Annotated in this window: 9 protein-coding genes; all 9 read left to right on the plus strand. The window is 43.0% G+C overall.

Annotated elements, in window-relative coordinates; genetic code table 11:
* Window positions 1-36: 36 nt before the first annotated feature.
* The 9 genes from BO18_RS31415 to BO18_RS31455 all read left to right on the plus strand — a co-directional run bounded on the left by BO18_RS31415 (window position 37) and on the right by BO18_RS31455 (window position 20,621).
* Window positions 37-4,974 carry a hypothetical protein gene (locus BO18_RS31415; protein ID WP_034452951.1) on the plus strand — a complete coding sequence of 1,646 codons (4,938 nt, stop codon included), beginning with the start codon at window positions 37-39 and terminating at the stop codon, window positions 4,972-4,974.
* Window positions 4,974-5,846 carry a hypothetical protein gene (locus tag BO18_RS31420; RefSeq protein ID WP_034452952.1) on the plus strand — a complete coding sequence of 291 codons (873 nt, stop codon included), beginning with the start codon at window positions 4,974-4,976 and terminating at the stop codon, window positions 5,844-5,846. Before BO18_RS31415 ends, BO18_RS31420 begins: the two co-directional genes overlap by 1 nt.
* 1 nt (window position 5,847) lies before the next feature.
* Complete coding sequence (locus BO18_RS31425; RefSeq protein ID WP_034452953.1) at window positions 5,848-9,447, plus strand: hypothetical protein; 3,600 nt, start codon at window positions 5,848-5,850, stop codon at window positions 9,445-9,447.
* Window positions 9,448-9,462: 15 nt separating this feature from the next.
* Window positions 9,463-11,199 carry a PP2C family protein-serine/threonine phosphatase gene (locus tag BO18_RS31430; RefSeq protein WP_034452954.1) on the plus strand — a complete coding sequence of 579 codons (1,737 nt, stop codon included), beginning with the start codon at window positions 9,463-9,465 and terminating at the stop codon, window positions 11,197-11,199.
* Window positions 11,200-11,295: 96 nt separating this feature from the next.
* A complete protein-coding gene (locus BO18_RS31435; RefSeq protein ID WP_034452955.1) occupies window positions 11,296-11,982 on the plus strand; it encodes a hypothetical protein in 687 nt (228 codons plus the stop codon).
* Window positions 11,983-12,003: 21 nt separating this feature from the next.
* Entirely contained in the window at window positions 12,004-12,828 is an 825-nt protein-coding gene (locus BO18_RS31440) for a GNAT family N-acetyltransferase (protein WP_034452956.1), read from the plus strand.
* Between the two features lie 14 nt (window positions 12,829-12,842).
* Entirely contained in the window at window positions 12,843-17,450 is a 4,608-nt protein-coding gene (locus BO18_RS31445) for a hypothetical protein (RefSeq protein ID WP_034452958.1), read from the plus strand.
* A 34-nt stretch (window positions 17,451-17,484) separates the two neighbouring features.
* Complete coding sequence (locus BO18_RS31450; RefSeq protein WP_034452960.1) at window positions 17,485-19,797, plus strand: hypothetical protein; 2,313 nt, start codon at window positions 17,485-17,487, stop codon at window positions 19,795-19,797.
* Entirely contained in the window at window positions 19,794-20,621 is an 828-nt protein-coding gene (locus BO18_RS31455; RefSeq protein WP_034452962.1) for a GNAT family N-acetyltransferase, read from the plus strand. Before BO18_RS31450 ends, BO18_RS31455 begins: the two co-directional genes overlap by 4 nt.
* Window positions 20,622-20,664: the final 43 nt, after the last annotated feature.

Consider the following 20,664-nt stretch of genomic DNA (forward strand, 5'->3'; position numbering starts at 1 on the left):
GGTCGTGTTTCATATTCGGTTATGAGGGGCAATATTATGAATAATGTGAAAAAACAGTTTAACAATCTGAAGAAGGGTGCTAAGCGAGTTTTCGTAGGAATGATGGTCCTATGCCTGATATGTACAGCGACAGGAATAGGGTCTATCTTTGCGTACGCGGATGAATACGATGGAAGTGGGCTGGAGAATAACACCACCGAAAATTCCATTCCTACCTGTGAACATTCTTATGGTGATTGGACCGATGCGGGGGATGTGCACACCAGAACCTGTTCTCTTTGCGGAGATGTGCAGAGTGAAGGCCATTCCATGAACTGGGTTGCTGGAGAAGGCGATACAGAAATCAGCGTTTGCTCAATCTGTGGACATCAGGGCGAAACCAGATCTTCCGCTTCACAGCCTGCTGCTGATCCAGAATCTACAACTCCTGACACTACGATACCGGCGCCTTCAGTAAATCCTGAGGATTGTACTCACAATTATACTCAGTGGTATCCAAAGGATGCTTTAGTTCATACAAGAGCCTGCAGTATCTGTCAGGATATCCAGGAAGAAGAGCATAATATTGTTGACGGAAAGTGTACTGTATGTGGTTATGAGCAGATTACAGATGAGTCCGGAGAGACTACACCTACAGACCACGTCCATAATTATTCCTATACATATGATAATTCAAAGCATTACGGTGTCTGCTCCTGTGGTGATACTACTGAGGGCGAGCATCAGGTAACTAATTGGGTTAAAAACGGAGCAGATAACACCCTTTCAGGTCTCTGCGATGTTTGTGGCGCCCTTGTGACAATTCCAGATGATGGCACTGTAACTTCACATGTTCATGTATATACCTATACAGACAACTTAGATGGTTCAACTCATACTGCACATTGCTCAGTTGAGGGTTGTCCTGAGCCTGAAAAGACTGAGGCACATGAAATTGGAAGCTGGACCAGTGATGATCATGGTCATCATACCATCACTTGCTCTCTTTGCGATTATTCCAAGGTTGAGGATTGTGAATTTGGTGACTGGTATTGGAATGGAAATGAGGAAAACCCTGAGCACTACAGGAATTGCTATGTCTGCGGCTATGAGGAGAGAGAAGCCTGCACAGTAGATCCTGAGACAGGCATCTGTTCAGTCTGCAACAATCAGCAGCCTATGAGGATGATGCTCAGAAGTAGTCTCCTTAGAACTACCGCTTCTAACCCTCCTTATACCTATGAAGAACTAATGGCAAGTATGCCTGTTACCAAGACAGGGCTTGTTTATAGTGGATCTGCTCAGGATCTCTTTTCTTCAAAGGGCTCACTAAAGACTGATACTCAGCTTACAGCAATGGGATTATCCAACGTAACAAAGGGAGATATCAAGGATAATGACGATCCAACCCATCCAAAGACGGAACAAGGTACTAATGCAAAAACATACAATCTCTATCAAGAGATTTCTTATAAACATGGTGGCAATGACTATACAGTAAAGGGCGAATTTACTGCAATAATCAATCCTGCAGTATTTGAAGACAATGTCACTGTAACTCCTTCAGACCTCACAAAGTATGAAGATGCTACTACAGGAATTCCGTTCTTTACACTGAAGATTGGATCAAAGACCCTTGTTGAAGGCGACGACTTTATTTCCAGCTATACTGGTACCATAGGAGAAGCAGGAAAGAGCTGTACATTTACCTTTAAGAATAAGGATACCAACTATACTTTAACATCAATAACAAGGGAACTTTCCTGTGATCCTGTCGCTCTTACCTTTAATGACAGCACTGAGAAAAAGGCTGCTTACTACAAGGAACTTAAGATTAAAGCTCCTACAGGCTATACCATTTCAAAGAGTGAGACTTCAGGATACACAACAGAGCTTTTGTACAACACTGTTTGTACAGACGCGACTTTGGACATTTATGTAAAGAAAAATGGAAAACCGAATTCTTTCCACCAGGAGGTTACAGGAATCACCATTACCAATGACCATCCTATTGAGTCACTGGTAACTACATTCCCTGCCTTCACTGCTACAGCAGACTACACAGGTTCTGATGTGACGCTTATGAAGGTGTCACCTGTTCTTAATGAAACATATATTACGTCAGCGAAGCTTACGGATGTAAAGTGGGGCTTTACTAAGGTTGCCGGATCAGGAGAAGCCACCTACACAGGTGAATCTCCAAAGGGAAAGGCTATAGGAGAATATGAGTATCAGTTCTTTGTTAAGTATAAAGATGGATCCAATGAAAAGACCATAAACTATACTGATACAACCTATAAGACCACTATTCTGAAGGCTCTCAGTAATACGGATATTAAGTTTACTGCACAGGCAAAAGACTATCAGTCACTTAGTCCTGTTACCTGCCCTGACATCAAGAACTTCTATGATGTAAAGGATGGCACTACACAGCTTCAGGTAGATACTCACTATATAGTAACAACAAATGAAAATCTTCGTGCTCCTTATGAAGCAGGTACTAATGTTGTACTTACATTCACAGGCGTATCACAGACCGGTGGATCATACAATCAGTACTATAAAGGTACTGTAACCCAGACAGTACCTGTGGCAGACATTAATGTTCTGTTTAATGGTGAGGCCCAGAAGGCTAAATATGATGATGCTGTAGTTATTAGCGCATCAGGTTATACTATCAGCGAAACAGAGGATGGTACCTTCGATTCCCAGCTAACCTTCGACACAGTAATAACCCATGAAGATGTAAAGCTATATTTCAAGGCAACTGGAACATCCCGTGTTGTATACAAGACTATTAAGGATCTTACAGTTGGTGAAGGAGCAGCCATAAAGGTGCTCTATGATGGAAGCCCTGATAAGAAGGCACTTTATCAGGATTCTGTAAGAATTTCTGCTGAAGGCTATGATGTAAGTACCTCCAGCAAAGGTTCTTTTGCCGGAGCATATATCTTGTATTATGACGATAATAAGCAGATGGCACCGGTTCCTGATTTTGTTCTTTATTTTAAGAATCAGACAACTGGAATGGTATATCGCAAGACCATTTCAGACCTCAATCTTTACTCGATACCAAGTGGGCTTCATCTTCAATACAACGGAGCTGATCTTCAGGATTGGTATAAAACAAATGTTGCTATTACAGCTACAGATGACAATGGTAATAAATACATGATTGCTGATGCAGAAGGTAAAGCAGCTTCAAAATATACTAACAGCTATGCCATTACCGGAAGCGGTACAATATCAAAGAAACTGTACTTCAAGTATTCCAATACAGAAAAGGAATGCACAGTAGTTGTTAACATTGATAAAGTGGCTCCTACCGGTAGCATCAATATTGTAGGTCAGACCAGCAGCTCATTTATACAATCTGACGAAGTTAAGATCTATGTGAAGAGTATTGAGAAGGGAACAATTGCAGCTTCTGATAATTTGTCAGGCGTTGACTATATTCTTTTCTATACATCTGAGAAATACTACGGATCAGGTGCTGAACTGGAGGCAGCAGTGTCCACAAAGAGTGCTGCCTGGAGCAGATATACTGATAGTGACAGACCTTCTACAGCAAAGGATAAAAGGGTTTATGTTTACGCTGCAATCTATGATAAAGCAGGAAATGTAACGTATATCTCTACTCATGGAATACTGTACGATACCGTAGCTCCTAAGATGGTATCGGCTACAGTAGCACAGTCAAAGGACAGCAAGAGTTCCGTAGTTGCCCTTGGTGCTACAGATAAGTTAAGTGGTGTCAACAGATTTAAGATGGAATACAGAGAGAAGACCTCAGAGGACATGGCAGGTCCGGATAAAGACTATCTGTTCAACATGGGAACCTATATTGAGGTTAAGGAAGAGAAAGATGGAACTGCACTTGGTTCCACCACTGTAGATGATCTGGACAGCACAAAGACCTACATGTTCTACTTCGTAGCTGTGGACAGGGCTGGAAATATTTCCGATGTCATGAGCAAGGAAGTTAAGGGCAGCGAAGCCAAGAAAGACACCCCTGCTTCAGGCGGCGGAGCTGCAGCCGGTGGTGGATCAGGATCCGGTTCAAAGTCCGGAGGACTGACACCTGCACCAAGTGGAATTGCCGGAGGCGGCGGATCACAGAGTAAGCCTAAGGGCGGAGCAGGAAAGAGCACAACACCTACTCAGCAGACCAACGCCGAGAAGATAGCAAATACCAAGATAAACAGAAATCCATATATTGGTGATGCAACAGGAAGCACCAAGATTGGTGAAAAAGAGACCAGCGGATGGACAAAGATCCTGTCTGAACTTAACAAGGCAGATAAAGGAACAATGATCTCCGTTGAAATGAGCGGATTCTCAGAGGTTCCCGATGACCTTCTGACCAATCTTAAGAAGCGTGAAGACGTTAACGTTAAGCTTCAGATGGCAGATGATGTTGAGTGGAGCATCGTTGGTGCAGACATTACAGATGAGAGCTTTAGGGATATGGATCTGGGAGTTAAGCTTGGATCCAAGAACATTCCGGCTCAGATCCTTCAGGATGTCACAGGAACCAATCCTCATGTTGAGTTCTCTGTAAACCACGAAGGTGACCTTGGCTTTACAGCAACCATTGGCATTCCGGTAGGTGTTACAAACAAGGGCATGAATGCTACCCTGTATTACTATGATGCCAACGGAAAAGAGCTGAAGCCTCAGAGCAGCTGCATAGTAGATGGCCAGGGATTTGCCAGATTCCCGCTGACACATTGCTCAGACTACACCGTAGTTATAAGTCCCGAGCCAATGCTTGCCACAGGTACTTCTGTAAGCACTGTGACCACTGAAACATTGACAGCAGATGAAATTCTTGATGGAACAAAAATAAGGCTTACTGATCTGTTTGGAATCAATCAGAGCGGCAGAATATGGCTCTTTGTAATTGCACTTATCAGTGCAGGACTTTGCATAGCAATTTTGTTCCTGCCTTCATTCCAGCAGGACAGAGGACTTGATAGAGGAGATCTATTGTAATGGCATCTGTGCAGGAAATATCTCCAAGAAATCTGGGAGCCTTTATAAAGCTGATCCCGGAAATACTTCAGGAAAAGGCCTTGAAGGAACCCTTTCACTTTTATGGAATCGAGGAATCCGGAGAAGCTTCCGGAGTAATCGTCTTTAAAGATTCAAAAGAAATAGCAGAGATAATGTACATCTACATCCTCCCGTATCTTAGAGGTACGGGAGTGGTAGATGTAGTTCTTTCGGACTTTTTTGTCCAACTTGACAGTGCAGGATATTCCTTTGCCACAATGCAGTTTGTGCCGAATGAATATCCTGTTTTGTCACATATTTCCAAGAGATTTGGATTTGAAGAGAGCAGGCTTGATTATGCCTATTTCAGATTCACAGCTCAGGATGTGCTAAGGTGCAGGGCATCCTCCTTTGAGCCTCAGGGAATCATCAGAGTCAGATATCTTCCTCCTGATAAGCTGGAAAGATTAAAAAAGCTTGTAGACAAATATATTAAGGTCTATGGAGATAAGCTTCTGGATATCAAGGAAGCTCTTCCTTACAGCATGGTATACCTTGAGGGAACAGAGCCCAAGGGTACCCTTATTGTTGATGTTCCTCAGTTTGACGAGGATATCACTGTTGGAGATATGAAGAGATATCCGGAGCCGGGGGCCTACGACATTACTCTGTTCTTTGTGGGGACTACATCCCAGAAGGCGCCGTTATATCTTTTAAGCGGACTTTGCAGAATATTAGAAAAAGAGCTTCCGCCCAACGCAATTATAACAAGCTACATTCCGGAAGGGCATGTTGTTACACTGTTTGAGAACATTCTTGGAATTAAAGGATACCACGAGGTTTTAGCAAAGCTCGACCTTGGAGGACTGTAATATGGGTGATTACGAACATAAAAAAGCCTTACAAGAGCAGAAGTTAGCATCGCTGCAGGAGCAAAAGCAACAGGTCGACCAGGAACAAATGGGAGGCCAGTTTCAGCTGCGCCAGGAAGATAAGGTTGCCTTTGATGAGGAGGCTCTTTCAAGTCAGGTAAGCAGTCAGAGGCAATTTTACCGTAGCTACAAAGAAACCTGGGTTCAGGAATATGAAGGCCGAAAGATAAGTCAGTCAGAATATGTGGATCCTGTTGAGCTTCGTGTTCAGAACAAAAATCTTACATATACCCAGAAAAAACAAAGAAAAGAAACCGCCAAGCAATTTGCGGAGACCTGGACCAACAGGATGGAAGCCATGGACCAGGGACAGTTTGGGTTTACCTACACAGGTAAAGCTGATACCTATACCCATGATATGATGATCGGCACCATAAAGTATGCGGCTATCGATAAGAAGAAGGACGAGATCATTGGAGAAGTCCTAAGGGAGTTGGAAGCTGAGAAGGCCAAAGTTTCTCCTCTTTTTGCCAAGTATTTAGAGCAGATCAAAGCCCTTGGACCTGATATTAATGTTGTGCCCATGCAGACTGTAAGGGAAAATGTAATCTTTAGTGAAGCAACAGTTGCGGACTACAAAAGATACATCAAGAAGGCTGTAATGGATCCTCCAGGAGTTTTAAAGGATGCAGTAAGTGATACCATTTTGTCCTTTGGAAGGTTCCCAATCAACATGCTGGATAGCGAGGCTATCCCTCAGAAGTTTGATTCCGTAAAGCAGCTGCGCGACAGATACAGAGCAGCAAGTAAGCTTCTTAGTGATATGTCCAAGGATGATGAGGTGTACGATCAGCTTGGAGAGATACAGGCTGACAGGAAACTTAGCAGCAATATTGCCCTCACCACCGAGATGTATCGAAGACTTGATGCGGATCTTGTCTACACTCTGAAGAAAAATGGATTCAAAGTCAATGAAGATTTCCTTGACACCGATACTGAGATCAACCTTCGGCGTTACGTCAGCACCAATGGTCAACTGGCCCTTGATGGTATGAAGGAACTTCTTGGAAGCAGGTCGGACCACAGGGAGGCTGAGGCAGACATTCACTGGCTTACTGCTGTAAAGGCAGAGCTGGATAAGGTGGAGCCACCTGTAGAAAAGAAGAAGGAAGAAAAGAAAGAGGATAAGAAAGAAGAAAAGAAAGAAGACAAGAAGGAAGACAAAAAAGAGGATAAAAAGGAAGACAAGAAAGAAGAAAAGAAGGAAGAAAAACCTGAATTTGAATTCAAGGATCAGTATAAGATTGCAGAGACTGCTTCAGATCTTGTAGTTGCCGGAATACCTTTGGATGCCCAGAAAAAGGATCTTTTAGACAGCCTTTCCAAGAACGTCATTGCTATTGCTCAGAATATTGAGATGCTTGAAAAGGAGATAACAAGAGCAAGAGGTGTTTCAGCGGTAAAGGAAAAGAAGAATGAATTAAGGACCGAAGTAAGAAAGAGGCTCCACTGGTACATCAGGACCAGGGAACAGCAGGTGCTGGACCTTATGGACAGAGCTGCTGGTTTTTTGAATGCCATGAGATATCTTACCGGTAAAGAAAAGCTCAATCCCAACGGTGTTGCTGTCCTGGATGAGACTCAGAAAAAGCTTCTGGATCTGGAACACGACGAGGATGAAGAGGGGGAAAGTGAGGACCTTCTTACAAAGGGCACTACAAAAGACCTTGTGGCCATAAGAACTGATCCTCTGACCTTTAATCAGTTCAAGAAAAAGATGCTGGATAGATTCAGGGATGTGAAAGAGGCTTCTGAATTTAAAAAACTCCTCAGCGTAAAAAATGCATCCATGAGATATGACATTCTTCTTTTACAGGGAAGAGATTTTGATACCATGACCCTGGAAGAGCTGCAAAAATCTTTTAATACGACCATTTCTTCACAGCCCACAGTAGATCTTTTGGCAGATTCCATGAAAGCTCATCTGGATGATGTTGATGCCCTTTATGAGAGAGTTGGAGATAAGTCATTAGCTCTTTTATCTGAGCAGGAAAGAAAGTTTGTTATTGAAAGATTTACAGCCATAAGGACAAAACTCTTTGCCTACAACAGGCTAAAGGAAGTTGTTTTTCCATCCGGCGGGACTTATGGAAACATTGCTTTGGAAAAACTTGTTAAAGATATGAAGGGCGATTTCCCGCTGTTTCATAAGAGGTTCCAGCTTAGTCTTATGAAATTTAAGCTCCTTGGTGATGCCTGCGATATTTACAGGAGAGACCAGATCACCAGGCAGATCCTTGATGGTACAGCCACTGAGGAGATGTACTCTGACAGCGAGAAGGAAGAGCTTGCAAGGCGTATTAAAAAGGTCAAGAAGGTTGACGGAAAGTATCCTCAGGGACAAAGCCCTCAGGACATAATGAGTGAGTATTTCGCAACACTCCAGGCTGAAGCAATCAATCTGAAAATGGCTCATTTTGGAGAGATGGGTAATTACCTTCTTGCAGAACAGGAAGTCTTCGAGCATGAGGACAAGGAGGCTACAAAGAAGGATAGAAAGAGCAAGATTGCTAATCAGAATGCAGCCTTAGCTGAAAAGCAGAAGAAACTCCAGGAAGAGAAAGAAAAACAGACTGCCCAGAAGAAAGAGAAGAGAGCAAAGGTACAGGTTAAGAAGGAAGAGAAAAAGAAGAAGGAAGCAGAAGATAAAGAAAAACGCAGAAAACAGGCTCTTGCTGATAAGCACTGGCGCGAAGAAATGAGGCGTCCTCCTGTACGTGTTCAGGATCCGGAGGGGCACGTTCCTTACGAGAAGCAGGTTAAGCCTGTACACTGCTGGGCATGCGCTCTTTCAGGCCTTATGAATCACAGGGCAGGAAAGCAGGTGGCAAACCTTGATGAGATCTCAAAGCTTCAGGTACCACCTCGTGAAAAGACCGGAGTTATCGTCGAAGATAATTATCAGTCAACAAAGACTGTTGCTGAGAGTATGCTCCAGGGTGAAACCATGAGTTCACCTATGATGCTGGGAGATTACGTTTTTGACAAGATTCCGGGAACTATCATGAGGTCAGTGCAGATCGGATACGGAGACGCTGACAAGAAGGATGAATGTAAGGAGACCATAAGAAAGACCATCAGGGCTGCTCTGAAAAAGGGCCCGGTTGCTGTGCTTCGTAACCAGCACTTTGTGCTTTGTTATGGAATTCAGGGAGACAGGCTCCTTGTAAAGAACTCCACCAGAGACAAAGAGGATGGAGGACCGGATGCTATCATGCCTGATCACTTCACAATTGATGAGTATGTGGAGAAGATGACAGCTAATGCCGGAATCGAGCTGGTATGGCTTGAGGACCTTAAGGGCCAGGAAAAGAAGCTGGCGGAAGAGTTCCCTGAGAGCTTTACCTACGATGAAAAGACCAGTGAATTCCAGCTTCCTGAGGAAAAGAAGAATCAGACCTTTGAACACAAGGGCCCTGAGACACTTATGCATGTAGAGGGACTTGAAGGCTTCAGAGCCGAGCAGGATGGTCGTGTAACATACACAGTTTATGTTCCAAAGGCAAAGCCAAAGATTGAAAAAGAACCTAAAAAAGATTAAATCTTGACGTGACTTATGTTTGAAAAAAAAGAACGGGGAAAGAAAGAGACAACCAGAAAGGGCTTCAGGTTTACATTGGGAGGGAAGATAAGCCTTGCCATTGCAATTACCATGCTCTTTTTGGTCTTGATCTCTTTTTTTCTTGTTCGCTATATGCTTTTTGTTCACATCGTATCCGAAGACATCCAGGATGTTTATTCCATGGGTGCTACAGCTATGGATTATATGCAGCTTTCCCAGTGCAAACGCATGTGTGAATATGCAAGGGATGCTTATGAAAAGTCAGAGGATGAAGACGATGATGACTATTATGAACTCTTTCCTACGGATGCTGAGCTTCTGACCAAGAAGATCAACGTGGTCAAGATACGGGATGATCTGGAAGTCGTAAAAAGAAATTTTGACGAAGTAAAGGACATAGGCTTTTGCTTATGGGACAAAGAAAATGAGCAGCTGATAATAGTTCAGGATACTGATAATACTGAAAGGGGAACCCGAAAGCATTTTGATGAGACAAAAGGGGGATATGTGTATTCCACGAGAAATCACTTTATTCAGGTAGAAAAGCTGGTGGATGCAAACAAGGGACAGTACATAAGGATCACAGCTCTGATACCTCTTTCTCAAGATGAAGATGATGGCGATGACGATGACGATTACAGTGGTGACAACAATGCCAGTTACATGTTCATAATACATGAATCAGATACCCCATATTACCTGATCTATTCCTATATGGGATTATATGTACTATTCATAGCTATCATTTCAGTTGCTGTACACCAGATTGTAGGCAGGTTGTTCTCCAGACAGATAGTAAAACCCTTAAAGGGACTTTCCAGGGCGGCCAACAATTACACTGCCAACCCGGATAAGCTGGGACAGGAGCGTTTCTTTGACAAGATAGATATAAAATCCAATGACGAAGTTGGGGACCTGGCAATCGCCATGAAGACCATGGAGGTTGAGATCAGGCAGTACATTGAAAATCTGAAGGAGATTACTGAGGAGAAGCAAAAGCTTGCTACGGAGCTTGAGATTGCCGCTAGGATTCAGATGAACATGCTTCCCGAGAAACTTGAGTTATCGGATAAGCCTTACGAGATATATCCTTTTATGAGACCTGCAAGAAGCGTTGGAGGCGATTTCTATGATTTCTTCCCGATAGATGAACACCGGGTTGCGCTGGTAATCGCAGATGTATCAGATAAGGGTGTGCCGGCAGCTCTTTTCATGGCTGTATCAAAGATTCTCATAAAGGGAAGGCTTGGAAATGTTCCGGATGATGTGGCCATGGCATTAAGGGATGCCAATAACCTGATCTGCAGTAACAATAAGGACATGATGTTTGTTACGGTATTTGCAGGGATCTATGATGAACGGACGAGGACTTTAAAGTATGTTAATGCCGGTCATGAGGATCCGATAGTTTACCGGAAGGCAGAAGATAAGTACTCCTACATTATGGAGGAGCACGACATGTTCATGGGTATTGAGGAAAATCTGGAGTTTACTTTAAGAGAGATTACTTTGGAAAGCGGCGACAGGTTGTTCCTTTATACTGACGGTGTTACAGAGGCTGCGGATGCCCAGGAGAACAGATATGGTACAGAAAGGCTTTTGAATGCCCTTAATGAGGATACATCCCTTATGGGTGATGATTTTATCAATAATTTGTGGGATAAGCTGTCTCAGTTCCAGGATATGAACAACCAGGCAGATGATATAACAATGGTTCTTTTTGAGGCGTAAAGAGATTTTGCCCCTATTTTGGGTGAATCGTATAAAGGATTGAAGTGATTTGGAGATGGAGGCTTTACCGAAAGCCGGCTGTTAGGAGGTGTGATTATGGCAGAACACCAATTTGAAGGATACAAGCAATCTAAACAACAATCAAACTGGGACTATGAAGTATATCAGGCTGATAAGAAGTCTAAGTTTTTCGCTCCTGTTGGGGAGCCTGTTGAAAGCAGCCAGCAGGTAGTGCAGCGCTTCGAGGAAAGGTACAACAATCCTGAGGATTTTGCGGAAAGGACCAAGTACTATTTCCAGGATGAAAATATTGGATATCTTAAGGCTGAACGTTATCAGAGAATGAATGAGGATGAGGACTCAAAGGTTAAGTACTTTGCCGGAGCTCATACAAATCGCTGGGCATGTAAGAGAAAAATGAAGGCTCAGGAGGCTTCTGATAACTTCAAGACCATGGCACAAAAGATGTATGTATACAGGAAGCTGTCTAAGAAGCCGGATTGTACCAGCACTGATAAGTTTGCCCTTCAGGAGGAGGTTATCAAGTATCGTTTAAAGGGTATGACTGCAGCAGCTGTTGTAAAGGGCAAGAGCAGTGAGCATGAAGAATATATGAAGACAAAATCTAAGCTTTCCTGCAGTATGGTTCTTTTAGATCAGCTGGATCACCTCATTGCTGAAGAGAAAAATGCAAAGCAGCTGGAGGTATTAAATAAAAAGAGAGAGGCGCTTTCCAAGGTGGTTGATAATACAAGAGAGCAGCTTCTTAAAATAAATATGTAACAGTTGGACGAGGAGAAAGTAATGAAGATCAGTTACGTGTATTTGGATGAGAAAAACAGGATCTATTTTGAGAGAGTATTTCCTAAGGAGATCGAACTGGCACCATTTCGTGTGGCAGTGGGAGTTATTGACGAAGAAAGAAGGGTCTTGGGAGCTGTTTCCTATATCCTTTTGAACTATGAATACTCTCTGGACTGGATCTATGTGGAGCCACAGGTAAGACGTCAGGGAATTGGAACGCAGCTTGTACAGGAGACCTTCAGGTGCATGATGCACACAGGAGACCTGTTCCCGCTTTCTGCGCAGTTTGAGTACTCTGACGAGGATAATGTGCTTCACACTTTCTTTTTATCCATGAAGCACATGATAACAACCTATTCCCATGAACGCTACTATGTGACAAAAGATGACATAAAAAAAGCTGAAGGCCTTCGCTACAATTCAAAGAATGAGGTTGAAGCGGAACTGTTTTTTGATAAGCCTGAGGCTGAACAGAAAAAAGTCCTCAACATGCTTATGAGAGAGCAGACCTATGAGGTAGCAGACTACGAGCGCTGGAAAGAGAGCTGTGTTCCGGAGCTTTGTAAGTGCATATATGTAAAGAATAATCTGGTGGATCTGATCTTTATGCAAAAGAACCCTGATGGGAATTTAGAGCTTTCCTACCTTTACGGAAAGTACCCTAAGGGGCTTTTTGAGCTTCTTGCAGAAACTGTAAGAGATCTGGAAAACCATTTTCCGGGAGTTAAGATTACCTTCGATGCCATGACAGATGATTCTAAAAAGCTTGCAGAGCACCTGTTCCCAACTGCAAAGAAAGCTCATGTATATGAAGCTGAATTTTAACCGGAGGATGTAATATGTCACATTTTGAAGAATATAAAAGAGCTTTTAAGCAAAGAGAGTTAGATCCTCAGCCTTTGCAGACTTTTTATCAGAATACCGCTGAAAGGACCCTGCCTGGAGTGAACGATTACACGATAGGCTATGATGCTGATCAGCTGATGCAGTATTTTGAAGACAGGAATATGAATGCTGAGGACTTCGAGGCCAGGACTAAATACTATTTCCAGGATCAGGAATATGCCACAAGAAAAGAACAGCAATATACCAAGTTTTCCAACGCTGATAATGCTGATCTTATAGCTTATGCCAACAGATACCGGAACCATGATGCTGATAAGAGAAGTAGAAGTGCCGGAAAGGCAGCCAGGTATTTCCGCCTCATGAATCAGAGGATGGCTCGTTACAGGAACGACCAAAATGCTGATAGCCTGACGAAATTCGAACACAAGGAAGAAATCATGTCCTTAAGGCTTAAGGCTATGCTTGAGGCAGCAGAGATGAAGTCCAAGAGCAGTACCCATGAGAAGTACCTTAAAGGCAGGGCGAGACTATCCTGTAACATGATCCTTAAGAATCAGCTCATGTATCTTATAAGCAATGAGCATGACCGCAGGCTTTCCAGAAAGCTTAGGAATAAGCTTGATAAGATCAACTATAAGATTATTGATGCCCAGAAAGAAGTAAGGAAAAGCATCAAGTCTGTCCAGGAAACCTGGCAGATCACTCATGGGATCAATTCAACTACCAAGAGGCAGAAGTTTGCTGAATACAGGCAAAGAAATGGTTTTATCAAACCTTATGCGGCAGATGCACTCTTTAACCTGGAGACATTCCAGAATCAGGCGCAGGTCCAGGGACTGGAGTGGCCATGCTGCGTAGTTCTTGGGGACAGACACGGAGCTCCTCTTAATAAAGCAGAGGTGAAAAGGCGAGATTTTAATCAGGCATACCGTCAGGCTGTTGAAAATGGAGATGCTGAAGCGGTAGAGGAGATGCAGAAGCAGGCCATAAGGCGCTTCATGAGGATGCCTGTACCATCTCCAAAAGAAGTTGCTGACGATGATCTTGTTAAGTACATCAACAAACATTTAAGAACATATTATGAACTTACTAAGCTGGCTCTTCCTTACTACCAGAAGGAAGTAACTGAAGGCAGCCTTAAAAACTATGCCCAGCAGCATCCGGAGTTTATGAGAAAGCTCTACTATGTTGAGGCGTTGAACAAATATATAGATTTTGCTCTTCGCTGCGATTACATGATCCAGTACAAAGATGGGCGTTTCGCCATGGAAAGTGATCCGAGATTTATGGCTAGGAAGAAGCTTGATGGCGGATGGGAACGTCAACTGGCCTTTGGCCAAGGCCAGGATATAGCGATGTTCCAGGGCCTTAAGCGTGCCTACAGGAATATGAATAACAGACTCTTTATTCCTATTCTCAAAGCCAGGAAGAAGCGCGGAATGATCATCAATAATCTTAAGGACATGAAAAATAAGATCATTATTGCGCCTAAGGTCAACAAGATCAAGCGATTCTCTCTTAATCCCGGAATGTCTGAGAAGGACTACGATGATGAGGAAGAGATCAATGTACAGGAAGATGATCTTATTTTGGAGATCAATAACAAGCCTTTCATAAAGCTTTCCGATGCTAAAAACGAAAAGACTGATAAAAAGTACTTAAAGAACAAGGAACGCATCATTGAAAATGATGAGGAGTACGATGAGGAAGATGAGAAAGAAGACAACATCATAAAGATCAAGGATGACAACAAGATCATCATAAACGAGAAGGAAGAGGACAAGAAGGAAGAGCCTAAGGTTGAAGTGAAGATAGAAGAACCTAAGGTTGAGGAGAAGAAGGAAGACAAACAGGAAGATAAGAACCTGATCATTGAGGAGGAAAAGAAGGAAGAAAAGAACAAGATCAATGTGATCAATGAGGAAAAGGTTCAGCAGAAGGCGCCGGAAAAGATGATCTTAAAGGCTCCCAAGTATGAGCCTGTTGAGGGATCTCAGGAAGTCCTGAAATACATAAAGGATTATCTGGGAGTTGGTAATCATCAAGAGTATGTTGATTTCATGGAGAAAAAGGCTAACCCTTACATTTACAAAGGGGAGTCTGGAAGAACTTTAGACAGATGCGTTGGCAACATGATCAAATTTGTGCGCTTTGATGAAAAGCATATGCCGGCTACCAAAGAGGATGAGATCAACCATAAGTGGAACATGGATTTCCTTGCAACCTGGGAAAAGGGAAAAGAAAATCCTGTTAAGATGGGAGAGATGATCGCCCAGTATCTGCCACACATCTATGATGACATTGAGATGCCACCATTTCCGAAGAATGCCGATCCTGCCGATATGGAGCAGACGGAGTACAGAAAGGAGCTTGACGCTTGGTGCGACAGGCTTGTTAAGACTGGAAAAGTTGCAGATTTCCTATATAAAGCCAGTGTTGGAAAGTCCATAGATCAGATGAAAAAGACGATCCCCGGACTTAAGGAATATGTACAAAAGAATCCTAAGATGAATGCAACCATGGACATTCTCACTGCTGGTTGGTGTTATCTGAAGGAGTATCTGATAAACCACTATCATGTAAGTGCAAACCTTGGATCTGAACTTAGACCAATTGAAATAAAGGATGCAGTAAAAGTTTCAGAACAGGGAATGAAGATGTATGCATTTATGCTTTCAACTAACATGATGAAGAATAAAGCTGCCTTGAATATGAAGCTTGGAGCGTTTGATCAGGGACAGATGAAGTTTATGATCCCTGAATTCGAACAGGCCCTTAAGGAGGAACAGGAAGAGGCTCTAAAGGCAAAAGATCAGGAGCAGAAGGAAAAGATAGAGGACCAGAAGGAAGAACAGAAAGAAAAGAAGGAAGACCAACCTAAAAATGTGATCATAGAAGAGGAAGATAAGGTTGAGACAGAAATTGAGATCAGTGAAGAACTCTTATCTCAAGCGAATCTTCCTAAGAGAGTCAGAGAACCGAGAGCTCCAATTCCAAAGGAACTTAAGGCCTATTCAGACGCAGCCAATGATTATAAAGAGCTTCATGATGGTATGAATGCAAATCCGGTTTATAAACAGATGATCAAAAATGCCAACTATCACCTTGTAAAGGGACTGGCCAGAGATTCAGTTGACAGAGTAGCCATGAAAGTCATGAAGCCTGTTAATTTTGATGACAATTGGCAGCCTATTACAAAGCAGGACATGGAGAACCATAAGTGGAATCTGAAGTTCCTTAAAACCTGGGAGGGAACTGAAGGAAAACTTGAAGTTATGGGGAATATGCTAACTGAGCAATTGCCAAAAATATTGGATGATGTGGCATTACCTGAAGAACCAAAAATCAGGATAGATTTAAAGACGGCTTCAAAGGAGGAAAAAGCGCAGGCTATCAGCAGTATCAGAAAACAGTTGGATGAGTTTTGTGAAACCCTCGTAAAGGATCATGATAAGTACAATAAACTTGTCTTTTTAGCTAAGCAGGATCTGTCATATGACAATCTCAAGAAAAAGGTTCCAGGATTTTTGGACTTTTTCAATAACAATACGAAGTTTAAAGCCAAGGGTGATACTTTGGGATACATTTTTCAGTATCTGTCATTCTATTTACAGACTAAATATGGATATGATAACGCTCATGATATGCAGGTAAAGAAGAACATGCCCGGCTCCGAAGAACTTCTTGATAACTTCGCTGAGAATTATTATGAGAATTACGTCTCCTATCTGGATCACAAGGATGATGAGGTGGTACCTTTTGATAAGTCAGGGCTGAAGACCATTGTTCCCAGTATGGAAGAAGACAGGGAATTCTGGAACACGAAAAAGATTCAGCCGGAGCTTTCCAGACAGGCCTACAAGACTTATGGAACTTTAAAGAGATTCAATGGTTCCATGGGTGGTAGTAAATATGCCGAGCAGTATCAAAAAGTACAGGCACAGTTTGCTAAGTATGCCAAAAAGGGTGATACCTCCATGGAGAAATGCGCCTACGCCATTATGAAATCGGTGATTTATGACTCTGAAGGAAAGCCTATAGCCACCAGATTTCGCCAGAATGAAGACTGGAATATGAAGTGGCTTAAAGCCTGGGAAACAAATGATGCTAAGGCTCAGGAAAAAATGGTATCTCAGTACCTGCCTGAAACACTTGATACAGTAAAAGATATTCCAATTCCTACTGCTGATGAACTTAAGAAGCCGAATGCATATCTGGTAAGGCTTAACAAGTGGTTAGATGACAAGCTGGAGAAGAATACATCGGATTTAATAATGACATTCCAAAAGCTTTCTTCCATAAACTTTATAAGTAAGATCTTCCCGGGAGCAAAGAATTACCAGAAGAATAATCCTAAATTTGCACAGCTTATGAAGGTGACAGCAAGCCTTGAAGAATATGTATATAACTACGTGGCAGACAAGTATCTGTTAGATATAAGGTCCAAGGAGCCAAGAATTCTTTTGGATAAGGACGAGATGATCACAAAGGCTAAGCCAAACCTGGTTAAGATCATACCCGGTCTTATGAAAGATGTGACAAATTACGGAAAGCGCAAGAAGGATCAGGAAGTTCCGTTCCAAATAAAGGGAAAGAAATAAATTGGGTTTCTGATAGCATTAAGGAGGTATTGCTATGGGGAAATTTGAAAGCTATATAACAAAGCATCGCTATGATCCAACACAATTTCCTATGGACGCTGAAGAAAAGCAAAGGGACATGGGCATAGGTGAGTTTTGGATCGACTATGACGCTGAGCAGTTTGAAGAGCATCTTCAGGAGAAGATGCAGGGTTATAGCTTCCAGGACAGGTACTTGTATTATTTTGATGCCGCCGGATACATGGATGCCAAGCGTGAACGTTATAAAAAGATTTCTGAAGGGAAAGGCGGTGTAACTCAGTTTGCAAAGGCTCACGGCTATCACTCTGCCAGAAAGCGTAAAAAGAGTGCCAGGAAGGCTTCTGAGGCTTTTGGAAAAGCTGCGCAGTACGCAAATGATATACGTTATCAGCCGGCTCCCGATAGCCTTTATGACCGGTTCCTTCAGAGGGAAACAGTAATGCGTCTTATGCTTGAAGGAAGGATGAATGCCGCTGAGACTAAGTCTATAAGTAAGATGCATGAGAAATACTTACAGGGTAAGGCAAAGATCACCAGTCTCACGGTACTTCTTGAGCTGCTGGATAAGTGTAAGAATGAAGCAGATGCTCAGGCGGACATGACCTCTAAGATGAAGCTCCTTAAGAAGGAAGAAGCCCTGGAAAAAGAACTGGCGAAGGCCAGGATCGAATTCAGGGAAAGCCAGATCACTGCTGACCAGAAGTGGGTTCAGTCAAGTGGCTTTGATGGTATGAGTATTGAGAGAACCATGAGCACTGCGGAAGACAAGGTCACCAAGGGCAATGCTCTTACCTGCCTTATTATGGGCAGACTTAAGAAGCAGGAAAAAGATGGACTCATCGGCGACTTTCCTCTTGTTATCCCCAGGCTTGACAGCTATGGAAATCCAATAAACAAGGCTGAAAAGAAAAAGGCGGAGTGGAATCAGGCATATCAGAGCGCAGGGCCAAACCTTAAAGCAACAATGGATATGGAAGTCATAGCAAGGGTTGAGAAATTCAAGCTTCCGGATCTGGCTGAGCTTGATAAGGTTGGCATGGAAAAGCTGTTCCATGCTCATCCTGTGGAATACTATGAAATGCTGATAAAGGCCCCCAGGTTCCTTACTGAAGAGATCAGAAAAGGTGGGACCTATGCGGACTATGCCCAGCAGAACCCTGAATTTGCAGCTAAGGTAAACGTTCTTCAAAGCCTCGGAGCTTTGCTTGAATATACCATTAAAAGAGCTCATGTTGATCCATTTACGGGAAAATTTTATTCCCATGCTGATTATGAAAGACTTAAGCCCAGCCTGGATGCTGTTAAGGATAGTTTTGGCATAGATGTGGCTTACAGGGAGCTTCTTAATGCGCATAGAATGTCTCTTTTACCTGATGATGACGACGATGATGATGACGATTATGACGATCAGCAGCAGGTAGAGAGGGAAGAGGAACAGGAGGATAAAAAGCTTGACAGCCAGGACGATGGTCAGAGGGTTGTAAAGGTGGATGCCCAGGAAGAGGAGGAAGGACAGGAAAAGCAAAAGCCTATAGAAGAGGATACTGAGTCCATGCTTGAGTATGGCATGCTTCAGGAGGAGAGGAATCCGGATCTGACTCTAGAGGACTATAAGATATACAAGGAGATGTTTGACAGCGGTTACGCAGCAAGAGATCCCCATCTGGTGATGGATGTCTTTAGCATGAATCTTGAAAGAAAGCAAAAGGGACTAAGTAAGATAACCCTTCAGGATCATCTTTCTGCATTTATGTCATCTCTTCGCTATAACGGCAGAGGAGAACCTGCATCGGCTGAGGACAGACGCATCCTTGAGCAGAATAAGAGGTGGTTAAAGGCCTGGCAGGAGGATGACGAAAAGGCCAAGAGGGATATTGTGGATGAGCAGCTTCCTAAGCTCTTTGAGGGCTTTGAATTCCCTGATCCGGCAGCAGAACCTGTTACTGTATGGATTGAAAGGATGATAAAGGAAAAGCCTTTCAAATTCAATGAGATGCTAAGGAAGGCCACAGCTATAGATGATCTGGCAGAAGAAATGGATTATATTTACGATTATGAAAAGGCCCATCTGGATCTGGTTTTCAAGCTTGACCTTGCACATGATATAGCAATGATAGCCAGAATGCAGATGGTTGCTTACCATTCCATAGATACTTTCAATCAGGGAATAGCAGGACCGGAGGTGGGAAGCATTGCCCACGGTGCAGGAACAAAAGAAGCACAGGATAGCTTTGAGCATTCAGAAAAGCTGGCTAAATTTACTGCAGATTATGCTACTCACTGGGCTGAGTTACAGAGCCATAAGACAGGAGGGGGAACTACATGACAATTGACTATGTTCTTATAAACAAAGAAAACAGAGATCAGTTTTTATGTGTATTTCCTGCCTTTTTAAAGGCAAACGGAAACAGGGTTTCCCTTGGGGCTGTAAACGAAGATGGTGAGATCCTTGGAGGTATCTCTTTTACCTTTGCAAACTTCCGCTACGACATAGACTGGCTCTATGTGGAAGAGGCTGCAAGGAGGCAGGGAGTAGGAGCAGGGCTTGTCCGTCAGGTGATAAAGTTCGCTAATAATACCGGTGAGATTTATCCTATCGCCTGCAGATTTGATGTGTCAGATACAGATAAAGAGCTCCACAGCTTTTTTATCTCCCTTGATGAGATGGAGGTTGACTATTCCCATGAGCGCTACTATATAACAACAAAGGACGTTGTTGCATCCAAGCTCACCAAGATGGAGCCAAAGAAGGGAAGTATCGGGGCAGAAGCTTTTTTTGATAAGCCAAAGGGCTTTCAGGAAAATGTTTTGCGCTTTCTTGAAAAGAACCACGATTACTCGGTATTTGACTACGATGAGTGGAAGGATGAATGCGTACCGGAGCTTTGCAAATGCGTGATTTCTCACAATGAGCTGGTTGGATCGATCTTTATTCTTCAGACCGGGGAAAATAAATTCGATATTTCTTTTGTCTACAGCAGAAACCCAAAGGCTCTGGCACTGCTCCTTGGAAGCGTGGCAAAAGAGCTTGAGGAGAAATACCCCGATGCTGAGCTCTCCTACGAGACTGTAAGCAGTGAGAGCGAGGTTTTGTCGGAGCATCTGTTCTCGCACGCAAGAAGTGAACATATTTATGAAGCTGTTTATTAATAATTTGGCCAATTTTTGTGCTATCATATTACCTAGGAAAAAA

The organism is Butyrivibrio sp. AE2032 (assembly GCF_000702965.1).